Source organism: Flavobacterium phragmitis, assembly GCF_900112575.1.
GTDB lineage: Bacteria > Bacteroidota > Bacteroidia > Flavobacteriales > Flavobacteriaceae > Flavobacterium > Flavobacterium phragmitis.
The window spans coordinates 294,176-310,131 of sequence record NZ_FOMH01000002.1 but is presented as its reverse complement, the minus strand read 5'-3'; the positions used below and the strand labels follow the sequence as shown (position 1 = coordinate 310,131).

General features: G+C 35.0%; 9 protein-coding genes. 5 read left to right on the top strand and 4 right to left on the bottom strand.

Translation table 11 applies throughout. The annotated features are described in order from the left end of the window. Positions 1-72 precede the first annotated feature (72 nt). Positions 73-2,520, bottom strand: coding sequence for a bifunctional aspartate kinase/homoserine dehydrogenase I (thrA, locus tag BM289_RS04215; protein ID WP_091491118.1), 2,448 nt, complete (start codon positions 2,518-2,520; stop codon positions 73-75). Between the two features lie 640 nt (positions 2,521-3,160). Here thrA and hutH point away from each other — a divergent pair. The 3 genes from hutH to BM289_RS04200 are packed head-to-tail and all read left to right on the top strand — an operon-like array spanning position 3,161 to position 6,739. Next, positions 3,161-4,675, top strand: a complete 1,515-nt coding sequence (hutH, locus tag BM289_RS04210; protein WP_091491550.1) for a histidine ammonia-lyase — start codon at positions 3,161-3,163, stop codon at positions 4,673-4,675. Positions 4,676-4,723: 48 nt separating this feature from the next. After that, positions 4,724-5,368, top strand: a complete 645-nt coding sequence (locus BM289_RS04205; protein WP_091491116.1) for a DUF47 domain-containing protein — start codon at positions 4,724-4,726, stop codon at positions 5,366-5,368. A gap of 30 nt (positions 5,369-5,398) precedes the next feature. Next, positions 5,399-6,739 carry an inorganic phosphate transporter gene (locus BM289_RS04200; protein ID WP_091491115.1) on the top strand — a complete coding sequence of 447 codons (1,341 nt, stop codon included), beginning with the start codon at positions 5,399-5,401 and terminating at the stop codon, positions 6,737-6,739. A gap of 88 nt (positions 6,740-6,827) precedes the next feature. Here BM289_RS04200 and BM289_RS04195 read toward each other — a convergent pair whose 3' ends face one another. From BM289_RS04195 to BM289_RS04185, 3 genes are all read right to left on the bottom strand, one after another. After that, positions 6,828-7,346, bottom strand: coding sequence for a DUF421 domain-containing protein (locus tag BM289_RS04195; protein WP_091491548.1), 519 nt, complete (start codon positions 7,344-7,346; stop codon positions 6,828-6,830). Positions 7,347-7,456: 110 nt separating this feature from the next. Then, positions 7,457-8,824: a 30S ribosomal protein S6--L-glutamate ligase gene (gene rimK, locus BM289_RS04190; protein ID WP_091491113.1), complete on the bottom strand. Its 1,368-nt coding sequence runs from the start codon at positions 8,822-8,824 to the stop codon at positions 7,457-7,459. Positions 8,825-9,185: 361 nt separating this feature from the next. Further along, the gene (locus BM289_RS04185) at positions 9,186-11,735 is read right to left on the bottom strand and encodes an ATP-dependent Clp protease ATP-binding subunit (RefSeq protein ID WP_091491112.1); all 2,550 of its coding nucleotides are present in this window, start codon (positions 11,733-11,735) and stop codon (positions 9,186-9,188) included. A 258-nt stretch (positions 11,736-11,993) separates the two neighbouring features. Between BM289_RS04185 and gyrA the strand changes: the two genes are divergently transcribed. Further along, positions 11,994-14,642 (top strand): DNA gyrase subunit A, encoded by a 2,649-nt coding sequence (gyrA, locus tag BM289_RS04180; protein ID WP_091491110.1) that lies wholly within the window; start codon positions 11,994-11,996, stop codon positions 14,640-14,642. A 37-nt stretch (positions 14,643-14,679) separates the two neighbouring features. After that, positions 14,680-15,948, top strand: a complete 1,269-nt coding sequence (locus BM289_RS04175; protein WP_091491108.1) for a tetratricopeptide repeat protein — start codon at positions 14,680-14,682, stop codon at positions 15,946-15,948. The last annotated feature ends 8 nt before the right edge of the window (positions 15,949-15,956 follow it).

The following is a 15,956-nucleotide window of genomic DNA, read 5'->3' as shown; positions in this document are numbered from 1 at the left end:
TTCTGAGGTACTAAGTTTCTAAGATGCTAAGTATAAAAAACTTAAAGACTTAGCGTCTTAGTGTCTTAGCGGCTATACATTCCCAATGCGGATAACGTCTGCAAAAATTCCTGATGCTGTTACCGCAGCTCCGGCTCCGGCTCCTTTGATCAATAAAGGCTGGTCTACGTAACGATCTGTGTAGAAAAGCACGATATTATCTTTTCCTTCTAAATTATAGAAAGGATGATCTTTTGGAATGAACTGTAAACCAACGCTTGCTTTTCCGTTTTCGAATTGTGCCACGTATTTCAGTCTTGAATCTTTGGCTAAAGCTTCGTTGTAAATACCTTCAAAATGAGCAGCGTGTTTGATTAACGAAGCAAAGAAATCTTCATTGTTTGTTGTCGCTAAACATTCTGCTGGTAAAAACGATTCGTTTGCAATGGCGTCGATGTCCATTTCGTAACCACTTTCGCGGATTAAGATTAATATTTTACGAGCTACGTCGATTCCGCTTAAGTCGATTTTTGGATCTGGTTCTGTGAAACCTTGAACTCCAGCTTCTTTTACCACATCGTGGAAAGAGTTGTTTTCGTCAAAATTGTTGAAAATAAAGTTCAAACTTCCGGATAAAACCGCCTGAATTTTATGCACTTTATCCCCAGACGCAATCAGATTTTTTACAGTATCTATAATTGGCAATCCCGCACCAACATTCGTTTCAAACAAGAAAGGAGCGTTGTATTGACGAGATAAGCTTTTCAGTTTTTTATAATTGTCGTAAGCAGATGAACAAGCAATCTTATTACAAGTTACAACCGCAATACTTTCTTTTAAGAATTTTTCGTAAGCCTCAGAAACCGTTGCATTTGCTGTAATATCCACAAAAATACTGTTACGTAAATTCAATTCTTTTGCTTTCTGGATAAATTCTTCAATACTTGCTGGTTCACCTTTGTCTAAAGCCGAATGCCAATCTTTTAAAGAAATTCCATCTTCATCAAAATACATTTTTCTTGAATTGGATAAAGCAATAACACGAACGTTAATCTTCAGATTATCTTTTAAGAATTTCTTTTGGCTGTGAATCTGCTCGATGAATTTTTCTCCCACATTTCCAACTCCCATTACGAATAAATTAAGCTGTTTTGTGTTTTCTTCGAAGAAATTCTCGTGTAAAGTATTCAATGCTTTTTTAACGTCTCTTTCATTAATTACAGTCGAAATATTTCTTTCAGAAGCACCTTGCGCAATCGCACGAATGTTTACGTTGTTTTTTCCTAAAGTACTGAACATTCTTCCGCTTAAACCTTGGTGATTTTTCATGTTTTCACCTACCAAAGCAATAATGCAAAGGTCTTTTTCTACATAACAAGGATCGATTTTATTTTGAGAAATTTCGATTTCGAATGCTCTGTTGATTGCAGCTTCGGCATTATCAGCATCAGAATTTAAAATTCCGATACAGATTGAGTGTTCAGAAGAAGCCTGAGTAATAAAAATAACATTGATTTTTTCCTGAGATAATACTTCAAACAAACGTCTTGACGAACCTGCAACTCCAATCATTCCTGGGCCTTCAAGAGTTAAAAGCGAAATATGATCAATATGGCTGATTCCTTTTACAACAGTATCTTTTGAAAGAACAGCATCAGAAATTAAAGTTCCAACAGCTTCCGGTTCAAAAGTATTTTTGATTAAAATAGGAATGTTTTTTCTTAAAACCGGTTGAATTGTTGGCGGATACAAAACTTTGGCACCAAAATGCGACAACTCCATTGCTTCCTGATACGAAATATTTGCAATTGGCTGTGCTTGTTTTACAATTTTTGGGTTGGCAGTAAACATTCCGTTTACGTCAGTCCAGATTTCTAATTGTTCAGCATCTAAAGCTCCGGCAATAATGGCAGCGGTATAATCTGATCCTCCGCGTCCTAAAGTCGAAGTGATTCCGTCTAAAGTCTGTGCTATAAATCCAGGCAAAATATTGATTCTAGATTTATTTGAAGCAAAATATTCTTGAATTAGTTTATTTGAAACTTCAAAGTTTACGGCAGCTTTTCCGAAGTTATTGTCTGTTTTAATTAATTCACGACTGTCTTTGTAAACGGCATCTTTATCGACCTGCTGATAAGCCTGCGCAATGATGAAAGAGGAAAGTAATTCACCAAAACTTAAAATAGTATCAGCAGTTCTTGGAGATAATTCTCCTAAAAGGAAACAACCATCTAGTAAAGTTTCTAAATGATTAATGATTCTTTTTACGTGACTTAAAAGACTGCTTTGTTCGCTTACAGGAATAAGTTCTTTAAGTGTGTCAAGGTGTTTTTTCTCGATTTCAGCAACAACTTCTCTAAAACTTTCATCGTTTGCTGCCGCTTTTGCTGCCGCAGACTGCAATAGATCGGTTACTTTGCTTAAAGCGGAAACCACTACAACTAATTGATCCTGTTTTGCTTTCTGGTTGACGATTTCAAGAACGAGTTTTATATTTTGAGCATTGGCTACCGAAGTTCCGCCAAATTTTAATACTTTCATTTTGTGATATTTTTTAATAAGGTGCGAAGATTTTGAGTAACAAAGGTTCAAAGATTATCAACTGTGAACTGAAACTGAAAACTGCGACAATTTTTTTTGTAAATGTTTTTTATGTATCCAATAACTTTCTTCTTTCAAGAAAAAAGTATAGGTAACCTAGGATTATATGTGAAAATGTATACCCCTAAGGGGTAGTAGTTGTTGTAGTAGAAATAATGGTAGCAGCAATTGCAACTCTAGTAGGAGTTGTCATTGTAGATTGATATTTTGTGCTGTTACTTTTCATTTTTGATTTTTCAAAAGTACAGATTTTTATATGAGTTAAAAACCTAAAAAGGCTTTTTGCGAATATTTTAATAATTCAAATCCCAATAATTCATTATTGAGCATTTGTTAAAATTAAACAGACTAAATTGAGGTTTTGATATATTTCAACAATTGTTTTTTGCCGATTAAATCTTTCTAAAGAGTTGAATTTTAATAAAAAGATAGTGGAAAAGCACTCAAAAGACATCATTTGGGTTTGAAATATAAATTAAGAGCTTTCAAACGGATTTATTGAAATTTTAATTATTGTGATAAATTGTTGCTTTTTAATATGGATTTGTTGAATTTTGACGTCTTAAAATTGAAAAACATCATGAGAGAGATCCATTATATAAGTACTGAAACGATTACTTTAGAAACATTACAAGAGATTTTAGCCCATAATAAAATGCTGGAACTATCAGAAGAAGCTAAAGTAAACGTTCAGAAATGCCGTGATTATTTAGATAAAAAAATGGAATCGCATACAGCGCCCATTTATGGCATAAATACAGGTTTCGGTTCTTTATACAGCGTGAAAATCTCAAATGAAAATTTATCAAAGCTTCAGGAGAACTTAGTGAAATCGCATGCCTGTGGAACTGGAGAAGAAGTTCCGTCAGAAATTGTAAAAATGATGCTTTTGCTGAAAATTCAATCTTTAAGTTATGGACATTCTGGAGTGCAGTTGAAGACTTTAGAGCGTTTAGTAGATTTTTACAATAATGATATTCTTCCGATAATCTATACACAAGGTTCACTGGGAGCTTCGGGAGATTTAGCGCCATTGGCTCATATGTCATTGCCATTAATTGGAGAAGGAGTGGTGCTTTTTGAAGGCAAAAAAGTTTCTTCTGCCGAAGTTTTAAAACATTTTAACTGGGAACCAATTGTTTTACAGTCCAAAGAAGGTTTGGCTTTATTGAACGGAACACAGTTTATGAGTGCTTACGGAGCTCATATTTTAATTAAAGCCTATAAATATTCTTATTTGGCAGATTTAATCGGAACTATTTCTTTGGAAGGTTTTGATGGAAGAATCGAGCCATTTAACGAATTGATACATTATATACGTCCACACAAAGGACAAATTGTGACGGCACAGAGAATTACTGAATTCTTAGACGGAAGCGAAATCATTGCTCAGGAAAAGAAACACGTTCAGGATCCGTATTCTTTCCGTTGCATGCCTCAGGTTCACGGCGCTTCAAAAGATGCGATTGATTATGTTCGAAAAGTATTCAAAACAGAAATCAATTCGGTAACTGATAATCCAAATATTTTTATAGAAGCCGATCAGATTATTTCCGGAGGGAATTTCCACGGTCAGCCTTTAGCTTTAGCCTTAGATTTTATGGCTATTGCTTTGGCAGAATTGGGAAGTATTTCGGAGAGAAGAACCTACCAGTTGATTTCAGGATTACGTAATCTTCCTGCATTTTTGGTAGATAATCCAGGATTGAACTCAGGATTTATGATTCCGCAGTACACAGCGGCAAGTATTGCCAGTCAAAACAAGCAATTGGCAACGCCGGCAAGTATCGATAGTATTGTTTCGAGCAACGGACAGGAAGATCATGTGAGCATGGGAGCCAACGGAGCGACAAAAGCCTTACGAATTCTAGACAATTTAGAGCGCATTTTGGCTATCGAATTGTTGAATGCTTCGCAGGCAATTGCGTATAGAGAGCCACTAAAATCAAGTGATTTCATAGAAATGTTCCTGAGCAGTTACAGAGAAGTGGTGCCTTTGGTTAAAGAAGACCGAATCTTACATAATGACATAGAAAACACAGTGTTATTCCTTGAGAGTTTCCAAATAGAAAACGATTTGTTAACAATGGCTTAACATTGCAAAATATTATTGAAGTAATTTTGCACTATCAAAAATAAAACAATGTCAATAAACAGTATTTTCCAATTTTTAGTGCCGAAAGACAAAAAATTCTTTCCACTTTTTGAAGAGGCTTCAAGCAATTTAATTGAATTAGCTTCTAACTTACACGAAGCTGTAAATTTACCATTAAAAGAAAGAGAAATTCTTTTTCAAAAGATTGACGAATTAGAACAAAAAGGAGAAGACATTACACGTCAGACTAACCTTGAGTTAAGCAGAAACTTTATTACTCCATTTGATAGAGAAGATATTCACACGTTAATTACTTCAATTGACAACGTTGCAGATTACCTACATGGTGCATCTAGTCGTATGAGATTGTATCAAGTTGATAAGATTACAAAATCTATCAGAAAGATGACAGAAATCAACCTTGAGGCTTGTCAAAACATTGACAGTGCAGTAAAAGAGTTGAGAAATCTAAAAAACTTTAAAGTTATTAAAGATGCGTGTGCTAGAATTAACAAACTAGAAAACAAATCGGATAACGTTTATAACAAAGCAGTTTTTGAAATTTTTGAAAACGAAACAGACGCTAAAAATATCATTAAATATAAAGAGGTGTTATCTGTTTTAGAATCAGCAACAGATAAATGTAAGAGTGTTGCGAACATACTAGAATCTATTTCTGTAAAACATTCTTAATTCAATTTTTCAATCTGAAGTTATAATTTTATGACTATACTTATATTAATTATAGTGCTTGCCTTAATTTTTGATTACATCAATGGTTTTCATGATGCGGCAAATGCTATAGCGACTGTTGTTGCTACAAAGGTTTTAACACCTTTTCAGGCGGTAGTCTGGGCAGCGTTTTTTAACTTTCTGGCCTATTGGGTTTTCGGATTTGGTGTTGCAGATACTGTTGCTAAAACAGCGGATACGATGCAAATTGATCTGGTGGTGATTTTAGCTGGTGTAATTGCAGCTATATGCTGGAACTTATTAACTTGGTGGTTGGGAATTCCTTCAAGTTCTTCACATACTCTTATAGGTGGTTTTGCTGGTGCGGCGGTAGCACATGCCATTGCAATTCATGGTTTTTCAGGTTATGTTGGAGCAGACGGAGCAACTCACTACTGGTACGAAATTGTAAGCTGGTATAAGGCCGGTAAAGATGGAGGGATGCCTTCGGGAGTTATTATAATTATTGCTTTTATCGTTTTAGCACCGCTTTTAGGGGTTATAGCATCGTATTTAATTTCAATTTGGTTATTAAATGCTTCGCGTAAAAGTATAGGCCCAAAAATCTTTACTGTAGCTTTAATGCTTGCAACCATTTGGTTTGTTTACGTACAAATGATTCCTTATGAAGAAATTATAAAAGATGGACATAAACCTCGTTTTGCTTCTTCTGTTTTTTGGAGTGTTGCATTTGAGCCTCATAATATTAAATGGTTTTTGGTTGCTTTTATTGTCTTGACAGTAAGCGGGTTTTGTTTAATATTCAGCAGTTTAAATCTTCATCAGGCTGATGCTGCTTTAAAGAAAATGCAGTTATTATCTTCTGCCGCATTTAGTTTAGGTCACGGAGGAAACGATTCTCAAAAAGTAATGGGGATTATTGCAGCAGCAGTTGTTGTTTATATTAATACAAATCCTGGTGTTCATATGGATCCTTGGTTAGATGTAGCTCTTCCCTCAGAAGATGGTGCTTTTAGAATGCCTTCTTGGATTCCATTAGCCTGCTATTCTGCAATTGCTGCAGGAACCTTAAGTGGTGGTTGGAAAATTGTGAAAACAATGGGATCTAAAATCACAAAAGTAAGTTCATTTGAAGGAGTTGCTGCGGAAACTGCAGGAGCTTTGACACTTTACTTTACAGAACACTTAAAAATTCCAGTAAGTACAACGCATACTATTACAGGGTCTATCATTGGGGTTGGATTAACAAAACGTGTTTCTGCCGTAAGATGGGGAGTTACCGTGAGCTTAATCTGGGCTTGGATTTTGACTATTCCAATCTCAGCTCTTTTAGCTGGATTAGTATACTTTATTTTAAGTGTATTTATTTAATGAAAGATATTTAAAATGTGAGAAGTAAATCGCATTTCTAAGATATGATTCAAAAGCCGATTTCAATTTGAAATCGGCTTTTTTGTAATTATAAATTCTGTAAGTTTTTACGATTGTGTTTGCGTTTGTAATGCGTCTGTTTGAGATGTTTTTGATCTGCTGAAATGATGCTGATTGTTCCGTCAATTTCCAGCATGGCAAGTTTGACATCTGTTAGGTGTTCTAAACCGTGTTCTCTTGCAGCTTCTTTTAATTCGTCGTGTGAAATATCTAATCTGCTTAAAGTTTTAAAATCTAGTTTCCCGTCATGGATTAGGACTTCAGGTTTGTCAAGTAATAAGTTGCTTAAAGTTTTAGAGTTGCGGGTTAGTTTTTTAATTGCAAAGTTGACTACAAATAATACCAATGCCGCAACTAATCCGCCTATAAGGCTAGTGTCCGGACCAACCATGGCATTTTGAACCGAGTTACTAATTAGTAAAATCAGAATAATATCGGCTGTGTTTAATTGTGAAAGTTCTTTTTTACCAAATATTCTTAAGGCAATTGTCATGAAAAAATAGACCACAACGCTTCGGATAATTATGTCTAAGTAAGGAAAATGCATCGTTTTACTTTTTTGTTTTATTAAAGTTAAAGAAAAAAGCTTTGCCAAAGTTTTAAACTTCGACAAAGCTTCTAAATTATGAATCGATAATTAAGTTTAAATGAACTTAATTACAGTTTAAAATTCTTTTCAATCGCTCTAATCATTTCTCCGGCAACATCTTTATTAGTTGCGCCTTCAATTCCTTCAAGGCCTGGAGAAGAATTTACTTCCAGCAATAACGGGCCTTTGGAAGAGCGGATGATATCAACACCAGCCACTTTTAAATCCATTGCTTTTGCTGCTTTGATGGCAATCTTTTTTTCTTCTGGAGTTACTTTTATCACAGATGCGGTTCCGCCCAAATGAATATTAGCTCTGAATTCCCCTGGCATGGCTTCGCGCTGAATTGCGGCAACCACTTTTCCGTCAATCACAAAACAACGAATATCTTTTCCGTTAGCTTCTTTGATGAATTCTTGAACCAAGATATTGGCATTGAGGCTTTTGAATGCATTGATAACACTTTCTGCTGCTTTTTTGGTTTCAGCCAAAACAACGCCTTTTCCTTGCGTTCCTTCTAATAATTTTACAATTAAAGGTGAACCGCCAACCATTTTAATCAGATTGTCTGTATCAAGCGGAGAATTAGCAAATCCTGTTGTTGGAATATCAATTCCGCTGTTCAAAAGCAACTGTAAGGAATATAATTTATCTCTCGATTGTGTAATTGCTGTAGCTGAATTCAAAACAAAAACCTTCAAAGCTTCAAACTGACGCGTCAAAGCACAACCATAAAAAGTAATGCTTGGTCTGATTCTTGGAATAATAGCATCGAATTCGTTTAGGATTTTTCCGCCTCTGTAATGAATTTCAGGTTTTTTGGCGTCCAGTTTCATGTAGCATTCTTTAATGTTTAAGAAATGCATTTCGTGACCGCGCATTTCGCCGGCTTCCATAATTCTTTTGTTGCTGTATAATTCAGGGTTACTGGCTAAAAGGCCAATTCTTAAACCTGTTTTTGCTTTTTCTGAATTTTGATATAGTTCTTTAAGAGATTCCGGGGTAGGCTGTCCTAAAAGATATTTTTGCTCTGGATCGACTAAAACTCTTCCACTCATGGCTTCACGCCCTAAAAGCATTCTGAATCCCATAGAATCACGATTGGTCAAAGTCATTTCGATAGGCCATTTAGCATCACCGATTTTTAAGCTGGTTTGAATCACGTAACGATGTTCTCTAAAACCACTTGAGCTTTTTACGATTCGTTTGTCAACTAAAGGTGCTTCACAGTGAATAATGGTTTTAATATTATTCTGAATTGGATTAATATCAAACTTAACCCAATTGGCATCATTTTTTATAAAAGGCGCTATGTTTAAAGCGTGCATTGCCGAAGTTTTAGCGCCGGAATCAACACGAGCTTTGATTGTCGGGATTCCTAGTTCTGGAAATGAGCACCATTCTTCGCTGCCTAAAATGACTTTGTTTTGAAGCATATGTTTTTATTTAGTTTTATGATCTGTTGGTTGTGATTATTTTAAACACATAGAAACATAGTATTTGAAACTGCATAACAGACGTTCCACTTGCATAAATTCATCCCGATTGTTATCGGGACTATGTGTTAGAAACTAGTTTCTTTCTATTTTTCTTTTTTTTTTTTAGTAAAGTAAAAATCTATGTTTCTATGTGTTTAAATGTTTTTTTAATTTCACTACCCAACAGATTTTGTTAGATAATTTAAATTCAAAAATAGCTATTTGCTTTTACTAAAGATAGTGATTTTTGCAAAAAAAATACCCGTTATGTTATGAAAACGTAACGGGTAAGTTATTTCTGTTATAAATTTTAACTAATTTATTGATTCGTCGGCTCTTCGGCTTTGTGGATTTCAACTGATAATTCTTGAGAATCATCTTTTAAGTCCATCAAGATTTCATCGCCTGAATGTATTTTAGAAGTGATGATTTCTTCCGCTAACAAATCTTCAACATATTTCTGGATTGCTCTTTTCAGCGGTCGAGCTCCAAACTGCTTGTCAAAACCTTTTTCAGCGATAAATGCTTTTGCTTTTTCTGTTAAGCTTAGTTTGTATCCTAGTTCTGCAATACGAGAATAGAGTTTTTTCAATTCGATTTCGATAATCAAATCGATGTCTGCTTTTTCTAGTGCATTAAATACAATTACGTCATCAATTCTGTTTAAGAATTCAGGAGCAAAAGTTTTCTTCAATGCATTTTCGATAATGCTTTTTGAATTTTCATCTGCCTGAGCTGTTCTTGCTGCAGTTCCGAATCCAACTCCTTGTCCAAAATCTTTCAATTGACGTGCTCCAACGTTAGAGGTCATGATGATGATAGTGTTTTTAAAGTCAATTTTACGACCTAAACTATCAGTTAAATATCCGTCATCTAAAACCTGAAGCATCATATTGAATACATCCGGGTGTGCTTTTTCGATCTCATCTAAAAGAACTACACAGTAAGGTTTTCTTCGAACTTTCTCAGTCAATTGACCACCTTCTTCGTACCCGACGTATCCTGGAGGCGCTCCAACTAAACGAGAAATCGCAAATTTCTCCATGTATTCACTCATATCGATACGAACTAAAGCATCTTCTGAATCGAATAATTCTTTAGCTAATACTTTAGCCAATTGTGTTTTACCAACACCAGTCTGACCTAAGAAAATGAATGAACCAATTGGTTTGTTCGGATCTTTAAGCCCAGCTCTGTTACGTTGGATAGAACGAGCAATTTTAAGAACAGCATCGTTTTGACCAATTACTTTGTTCTGAATCAATTCAGGTAATTGAGCCAATTTATTGCTTTCTGTCTGTGCAATTCTGTTTACAGGAATTCCAGTCATCATAGAAACAACATCGGCTACATTATCTTCTGTAACTTCGATTCTATTGTTTTTAGAATCTTCTTCCCATTGTTCTTGTGCTAGAGCAAGGTCTTTTTCGATACGTTTTTCATCATCACGAAGTTTTGCGGCCTCTTCATATTTTTGTTTTTTAACAACCATATTTTTAAGCTCACGAACTTCTTCTAATTGACGTTCTAAATCCAAAATTTGTTTTGGAACATCAATGTTGGTAATATGTACACGTGATCCGGCTTCGTCCATTGCATCGATAGCTTTGTCTGGTAAGAAACGCTCAGACATATATCTGTTTGTTAACTTAACACAAGCTTCAATAGCTTCAGGAGTATAAGTTACGTTATGGTGATCTTCGTATTTGTCTTTAACGTTATTCAAAATAGCGATTGTTTCTTCAACAGAAGTTGGTTCTACAATTACTTTTTGGAAACGTCTTTCCAGAGCGCCATCTTTCTCAATATATTGTCTATATTCATCAAGAGTAGTAGCACCAATACATTGGATTTCGCCTCTTGCTAATGCAGGTTTGAACATGTTTGAAGCATCAAGTGACCCGGTTGCTCCACCTGCACCTACAATAGTGTGGATCTCATCTATAAAAAGAATGATATCATCGTTTTTTTCCAGCTCGTTCATTACGGCTTTCATTCTTTCCTCAAATTGTCCTCTGTATTTTGTTCCAGCAACTAAACTTGCTAAATCAAGAGTAACAACTCGTTTGTGGAAAAGTATACGAGATACTTTCTTTTGAATAATACGTAAGGCAAGTCCTTCTGCAATAGCAGATTTACCAACCCCAGGTTCTCCAATAAGAAGTGGATTGTTCTTTTTTCTACGGCTTAGAATTTGCGAAACACGTTCAATTTCTTTTTCGCGTCCCACAACTGGATCTAGTTTCCCTTCTTCAGCCATTTCTGTTAAATCTCTCCCAAAATTATCTAAAACTGGAGTTTTAGATTTTTTGTTTGACTTATTGGCGGGATTATTAAAACTACTTTCTTTTAGACTGTCATCTTGTCCTGAATCGTCATTGTACGATTCGTTTCTTGGCAAGTTTTCTAAGAATTCTTCTTCGTTGTTTGGAGTCATATTTAAATACTGTTCTTTAGCTACGTCATAATCTATTTTAAGTTTATTCAGCAGCTTGGTTGTTGGATCGTTTTCGTTGCGCAAGATGCATAACAGCAGGTGTGCGGTGCTAATTGATGAACTTTGAAATACTTTTGCTTCAAGAAAAGTGGTCTTCAGGGCTCTTTCGGCCTGTCGGGTAAGATGAAGGTTTTTCTTTTCTGCATTTACTTCAACGCTCAGGTTAGCAGGGCTCAGTATTTCTACTTTTCTGCGTAAATGATCTAAATCGACAGCTAGGTTATTAAGTATATGAATAGCTTTTCCGTTACCATCTCTTAAAATACCCAGCATGAGATGTTCTGTACCAATAAAGTCGTGGCCCAAACGTAGTGCCTCTTCCTTACTGTATGTAATAACATCTTTTACTCTTGGTGAAAAATTATCATCCATAATATATAATTGGTATTGTAAATTTAGTGAATTACTGTTTTAAAAACAAAAACCGTACCTGTCAAGATCTCCTGACAGCTAATAGACGAAAAAAAAGAGAATAAAAGCGTTAAAAAACGCTTAATTTATTAACTAAAAGTCAAAATAAAGTTGTTAATAAATCATTTAAATAAGTGTAAGGAAATAGCTGAAAAAATTTTAAAAAAACGTATCTTGGCACGCTTTGAAACTATTATAATTATTTTAATATAACAACTTATGTCTGAAGGAGAAAAGTTAATTCCTATTAACATTGAAGATGAAATGAAATCAGCTTACATCGATTATTCGATGTCAGTAATTGTATCAAGAGCACTTCCTGATGTTAGAGATGGCTTGAAACCAGTGCATCGAAGAGTTCTTTATGGAATGTATGATTTAGGAGTAACTTCAAGATCTGCCCATAAAAAATCTGCAAGAATCGTGGGAGAGGTTCTGGGTAAATACCACCCGCATGGAGATACCTCTGTTTACGACGCAATGGTACGTATGGCTCAGGAGTGGAGTATGCGATATTTATTAGTTGATGGTCAAGGTAACTTTGGATCTGTCGATGGAGATAGTCCAGCAGCAATGCGTTATACTGAGGCTAGAATGCGTAGAATTTCTGAGGAAATTATGGCAGATATCGAAAAAGAGACGGTTGATTTTCAACTAAACTTTGACGATACATTATATGAACCAAAAGTAATGCCTACAAAAGTTCCTACTTTATTAGTAAATGGAGCAACAGGTATTGCAGTTGGTATGGCAACCAATATGCCACCACACAATTTAACTGAAGTTATCAATGGTACTTTAGCGTACTTAGATAATAACGATATTGAAGTTGACGAATTAATGACACATATTAAAGCACCAGATTTTCCAACTGGTGGTGTAATATATGGATACGAAGGTGTTCGTGAAGCTTTTAAAACAGGTAGAGGACGTATTGTAATGCGTGCAAAAGTTGGTTTTGAAGAGGTTGACGGAAGAGAATGTATCATCGTTACTGAAATTCCTTATCAAGTCAATAAAGCCGAGATGATCAAACGTACGGCTGATTTGGTTAACGAGAAAAAAATTGAAGGTATTGCCAATATCCGTGACGAGTCGGATAGAAGCGGTATGCGTATCGTTTATATCTTGAAACGTGATGCTACTCCAAACGTGGTTTTGAATACCTTGTATAAATACACTCAATTGCAATCTTCTTTTAGTGTAAATAATATTGCATTAGTAAAAGGACGTCCTCAATTATTGAATCTGAAAGATATGATTCATTACTTTATTGAGCACCGTCACGATGTGGTAGTAAGAAGAACACAGTTTGAATTACGTAAAGCAGAAGAAAGAGCGCATATTTTAGAAGGGTTAATCATTGCTTCAGATAATATTGATGAAGTAATTGCGTTAATTAGAGGGTCTAAAAACACAGATGAAGCGAGAGAAAAATTAATCGAAAGATTTAAGCTTTCTGATATTCAAGCTCGTGCAATTGTAGAAATGCGTTTGCGTCAGTTAACAGGTCTGGAACAAGATAAGTTAAGAGCTGAATTTGACGAATTAATGAAGTTGATTGAGCATTTAAAAGCATTATTAGCAGATGTTAATTTAAGAATTGATTTGATTAAAGAAGAGCTTACGGAAATTCGCGATAAATATGGTGATGACCGTCGTTCTCAAATCGAATATTCTGGAGGTGATGTAAGTATTGAAGATTTGATTGCTGATGAAAGTGTGGTTATTACTATTTCGCATGCAGGTTATATCAAACGTACAAACTTGTCAGAATACAAAACACAAAATAGAGGTGGAGTTGGACAGAAGAGTGCGGGAACAAGAGATCAAGATTTCTTGGAGCACATGTTCGTAGCGACCAACCACCAATATATGATGTTCTTTACGCAAAAAGGAAAATGTTTCTGGATGCGTGTTTATGAAATTCCAGAAGGAAGTAAAACGGCAAAAGGAAGAGCAATTCAGAACTTGGTAAATATTGAAAGTGATGATAAAGTAAAAGCTTTCATTTGTACACAAGACTTAAAAGATAAAGATTACATCAATACACATAACCTTGTAATGGTGACGAAAAAAGGCCAGGTGAAGAAAACTTCTTTAGAGAAATATTCTAAACCAAGAGCTAATGGAGTTGCAGCTATTACAATTAAAGAAGGTGATGAATTAATAGGAGCACAGTTAACGAACGGAGAAAGCCAAATTATTATGGCTGTGAAGTCTGGTAAATTGGTTCGTTTTGAGGAAACTAAAACACGTCCGATGGGAAGAACTGCTTCTGGAGTTCGTGGAATTACTTTAAAAGATGAGTCTGATGAAGTAATCGGAATGGTAACTGTTGATAAAAATGATATTGCTGAATCTCAGATCTTGGTTGTAACTGAAAACGGATACGGAAAACGTACAAAACTGGTTGACGAAGACGGAGAAGATGTGTACAGAATTACGAACCGTGGAGGTAAAGGAGTTAAGACACTTAATATCACTGAAAAAACAGGAAAATTAATCTCTATTAATGCGGTTACTGATGCAGATGATTTGATGATTATCAATAAATCTGGATTGACTATCAGAATGGCAATTGAGGATTTGCGTGTTATGGGACGTGCTACTCAAGGGGTAAGATTGATTAACTTAAAAGGTAAAGATTCTATTGCAGCAGTAACTACTGTTATGAAAGAAGATGAACCAGAACAAGTTGTAGATGAAGACGGAAATGTAATCGAGTCTGTAATCGAAAGAGTTAAGCCTGATCTTGATGAAGTTCTTGAAGATGATGGAACTGTTGAAGATGACGACGATTCTGATGATGAAGTAATTGATGACGAAGATGACGCAGATGCTGACGAAGAGGAGTCGGAAGAATAATTAAAGACAGAAAAATTAAATACAAATAAAAATCACTATGAAAAGTAAATATGTAATACTAGCATCAGCATTACTGATCTCTGTAGCTACGTTTGCTCAAAAAGATCAAATTAAAAACGCTGAAAAGGCATTAAAAGGTGGTGACGCTCAAGGCGCGATCACAATTCTTAAAGATGCTGAAAACTTAGTAGCGAATGCTAAAGATACTGAACAAGCACAATTCTATTTCGTTCAAGGAAATGCTTATTTAGAGTTAGCAAATAAAAAAGTTGAAGAGAGCAAAAATTTATCTGCTGCAGCTGAGAGTTATAAAAAATTAATTGAAGTTGAAAAAGCTTCAGGAAAACAAAAATATTCTACTCAGGCAGCGACTTCAATCACTAATATCAAAGGTCAGTTGATTAACTCTGCAATTGCTGATACTCAGGCAAATAAACATGCGGAAGGAGCGAAAAAATTGTATGAGGCTTATGCTTTAGATAAAAAAGATACAATTAACTTGTATTATGCTGCTTCGACTGCTGTAAATGCACAAGATTTCGATTTGGCATTGCCAATGTATGAGGAGTTGAAAAAAGTGAACTATTCTGGAAAAGGTACTTTGTATTTGGCTGAAAATAAAGCTAATAATAATGAGGATAACTTTGCAAGTGCTAAAGAAAGAGATATGGCTGTAAAATTAGGTACACACGAAAAACCTAAAACAGAAGCTATTCCTTCAAAAAGAGGTGAGATTTACAAAAACTTAGCGTTGATCTTAGTTCAAAAAGGGCGTACTGAAGATGCTAAAAAAGCAATCGCAGATGCTAGAAAAGCAAACCCAGAAGATACTTCTTTAATTTTGACTGAAGCTAACTTATACTTAGAGACTAAAGATTTCGATACTTACAAAAAGTTAGTTAACGAAGCTTTAGAGAAAGATCCGAATAATGCTGATTTAGTATTTAACTTAGGAGTACTTAGTGCAGGTGCAAATAATAATGCAGATGCCGAAAAATATTACCTAAGAGCAATTGAAATCAATCCTAATTATGCTAATGCTTATTTAAATCTTGCAGCGTTAAAGTTAGAAGCTGAAAAACCAATCATTGATGAAATGAATAAATTAGGTACTTCTGCTAAAGACATGAAACGTTACGATGTTTTAAAAGCTCAGAGAGAAAATGTTTTCAAAGGTGTAATTCCTTACCTTAAAAAGGCAAACGAATTAGATCCTAAAAATGAAGATGTTTCTAAAACATTATTAGGGGTTTACAGTGCTCTTGAAATGACTGCTGAAGCAAAAGCATTAAAAGCTAAAATGTAATAGACTTT

Bases quoted from the DNA above. Each gene is read 5' to 3' on its own strand.
- thrA (WP_091491118.1), bottom strand. From the start codon at position 2,520: ATGAAAGTATTAAAATTTGGCGGAACTTCGGTAGCCAATGCTCAAAAT.
- hutH (WP_091491550.1), top strand. From the start codon at position 3,161: ATGAGAGAGATCCATTATATAAGTACTGAAACGATTACTTTAGAAACA.
- BM289_RS04205 (WP_091491116.1), top strand. From the start codon at position 4,724: ATGTCAATAAACAGTATTTTCCAATTTTTAGTGCCGAAAGACAAAAAA.
- BM289_RS04200 (WP_091491115.1), top strand. From the start codon at position 5,399: ATGACTATACTTATATTAATTATAGTGCTTGCCTTAATTTTTGATTAC.
- BM289_RS04195 (WP_091491548.1), bottom strand. From the start codon at position 7,346: ATGCATTTTCCTTACTTAGACATAATTATCCGAAGCGTTGTGGTCTAT.
- rimK (WP_091491113.1), bottom strand. From the start codon at position 8,824: ATGCTTCAAAACAAAGTCATTTTAGGCAGCGAAGAATGGTGCTCATTT.
- BM289_RS04185 (WP_091491112.1), bottom strand. From the start codon at position 11,735: ATGGATGATAATTTTTCACCAAGAGTAAAAGATGTTATTACATACAGT.
- gyrA (WP_091491110.1), top strand. From the start codon at position 11,994: ATGTCTGAAGGAGAAAAGTTAATTCCTATTAACATTGAAGATGAAATG.
- BM289_RS04175 (WP_091491108.1), top strand. From the start codon at position 14,680: ATGAAAAGTAAATATGTAATACTAGCATCAGCATTACTGATCTCTGTA.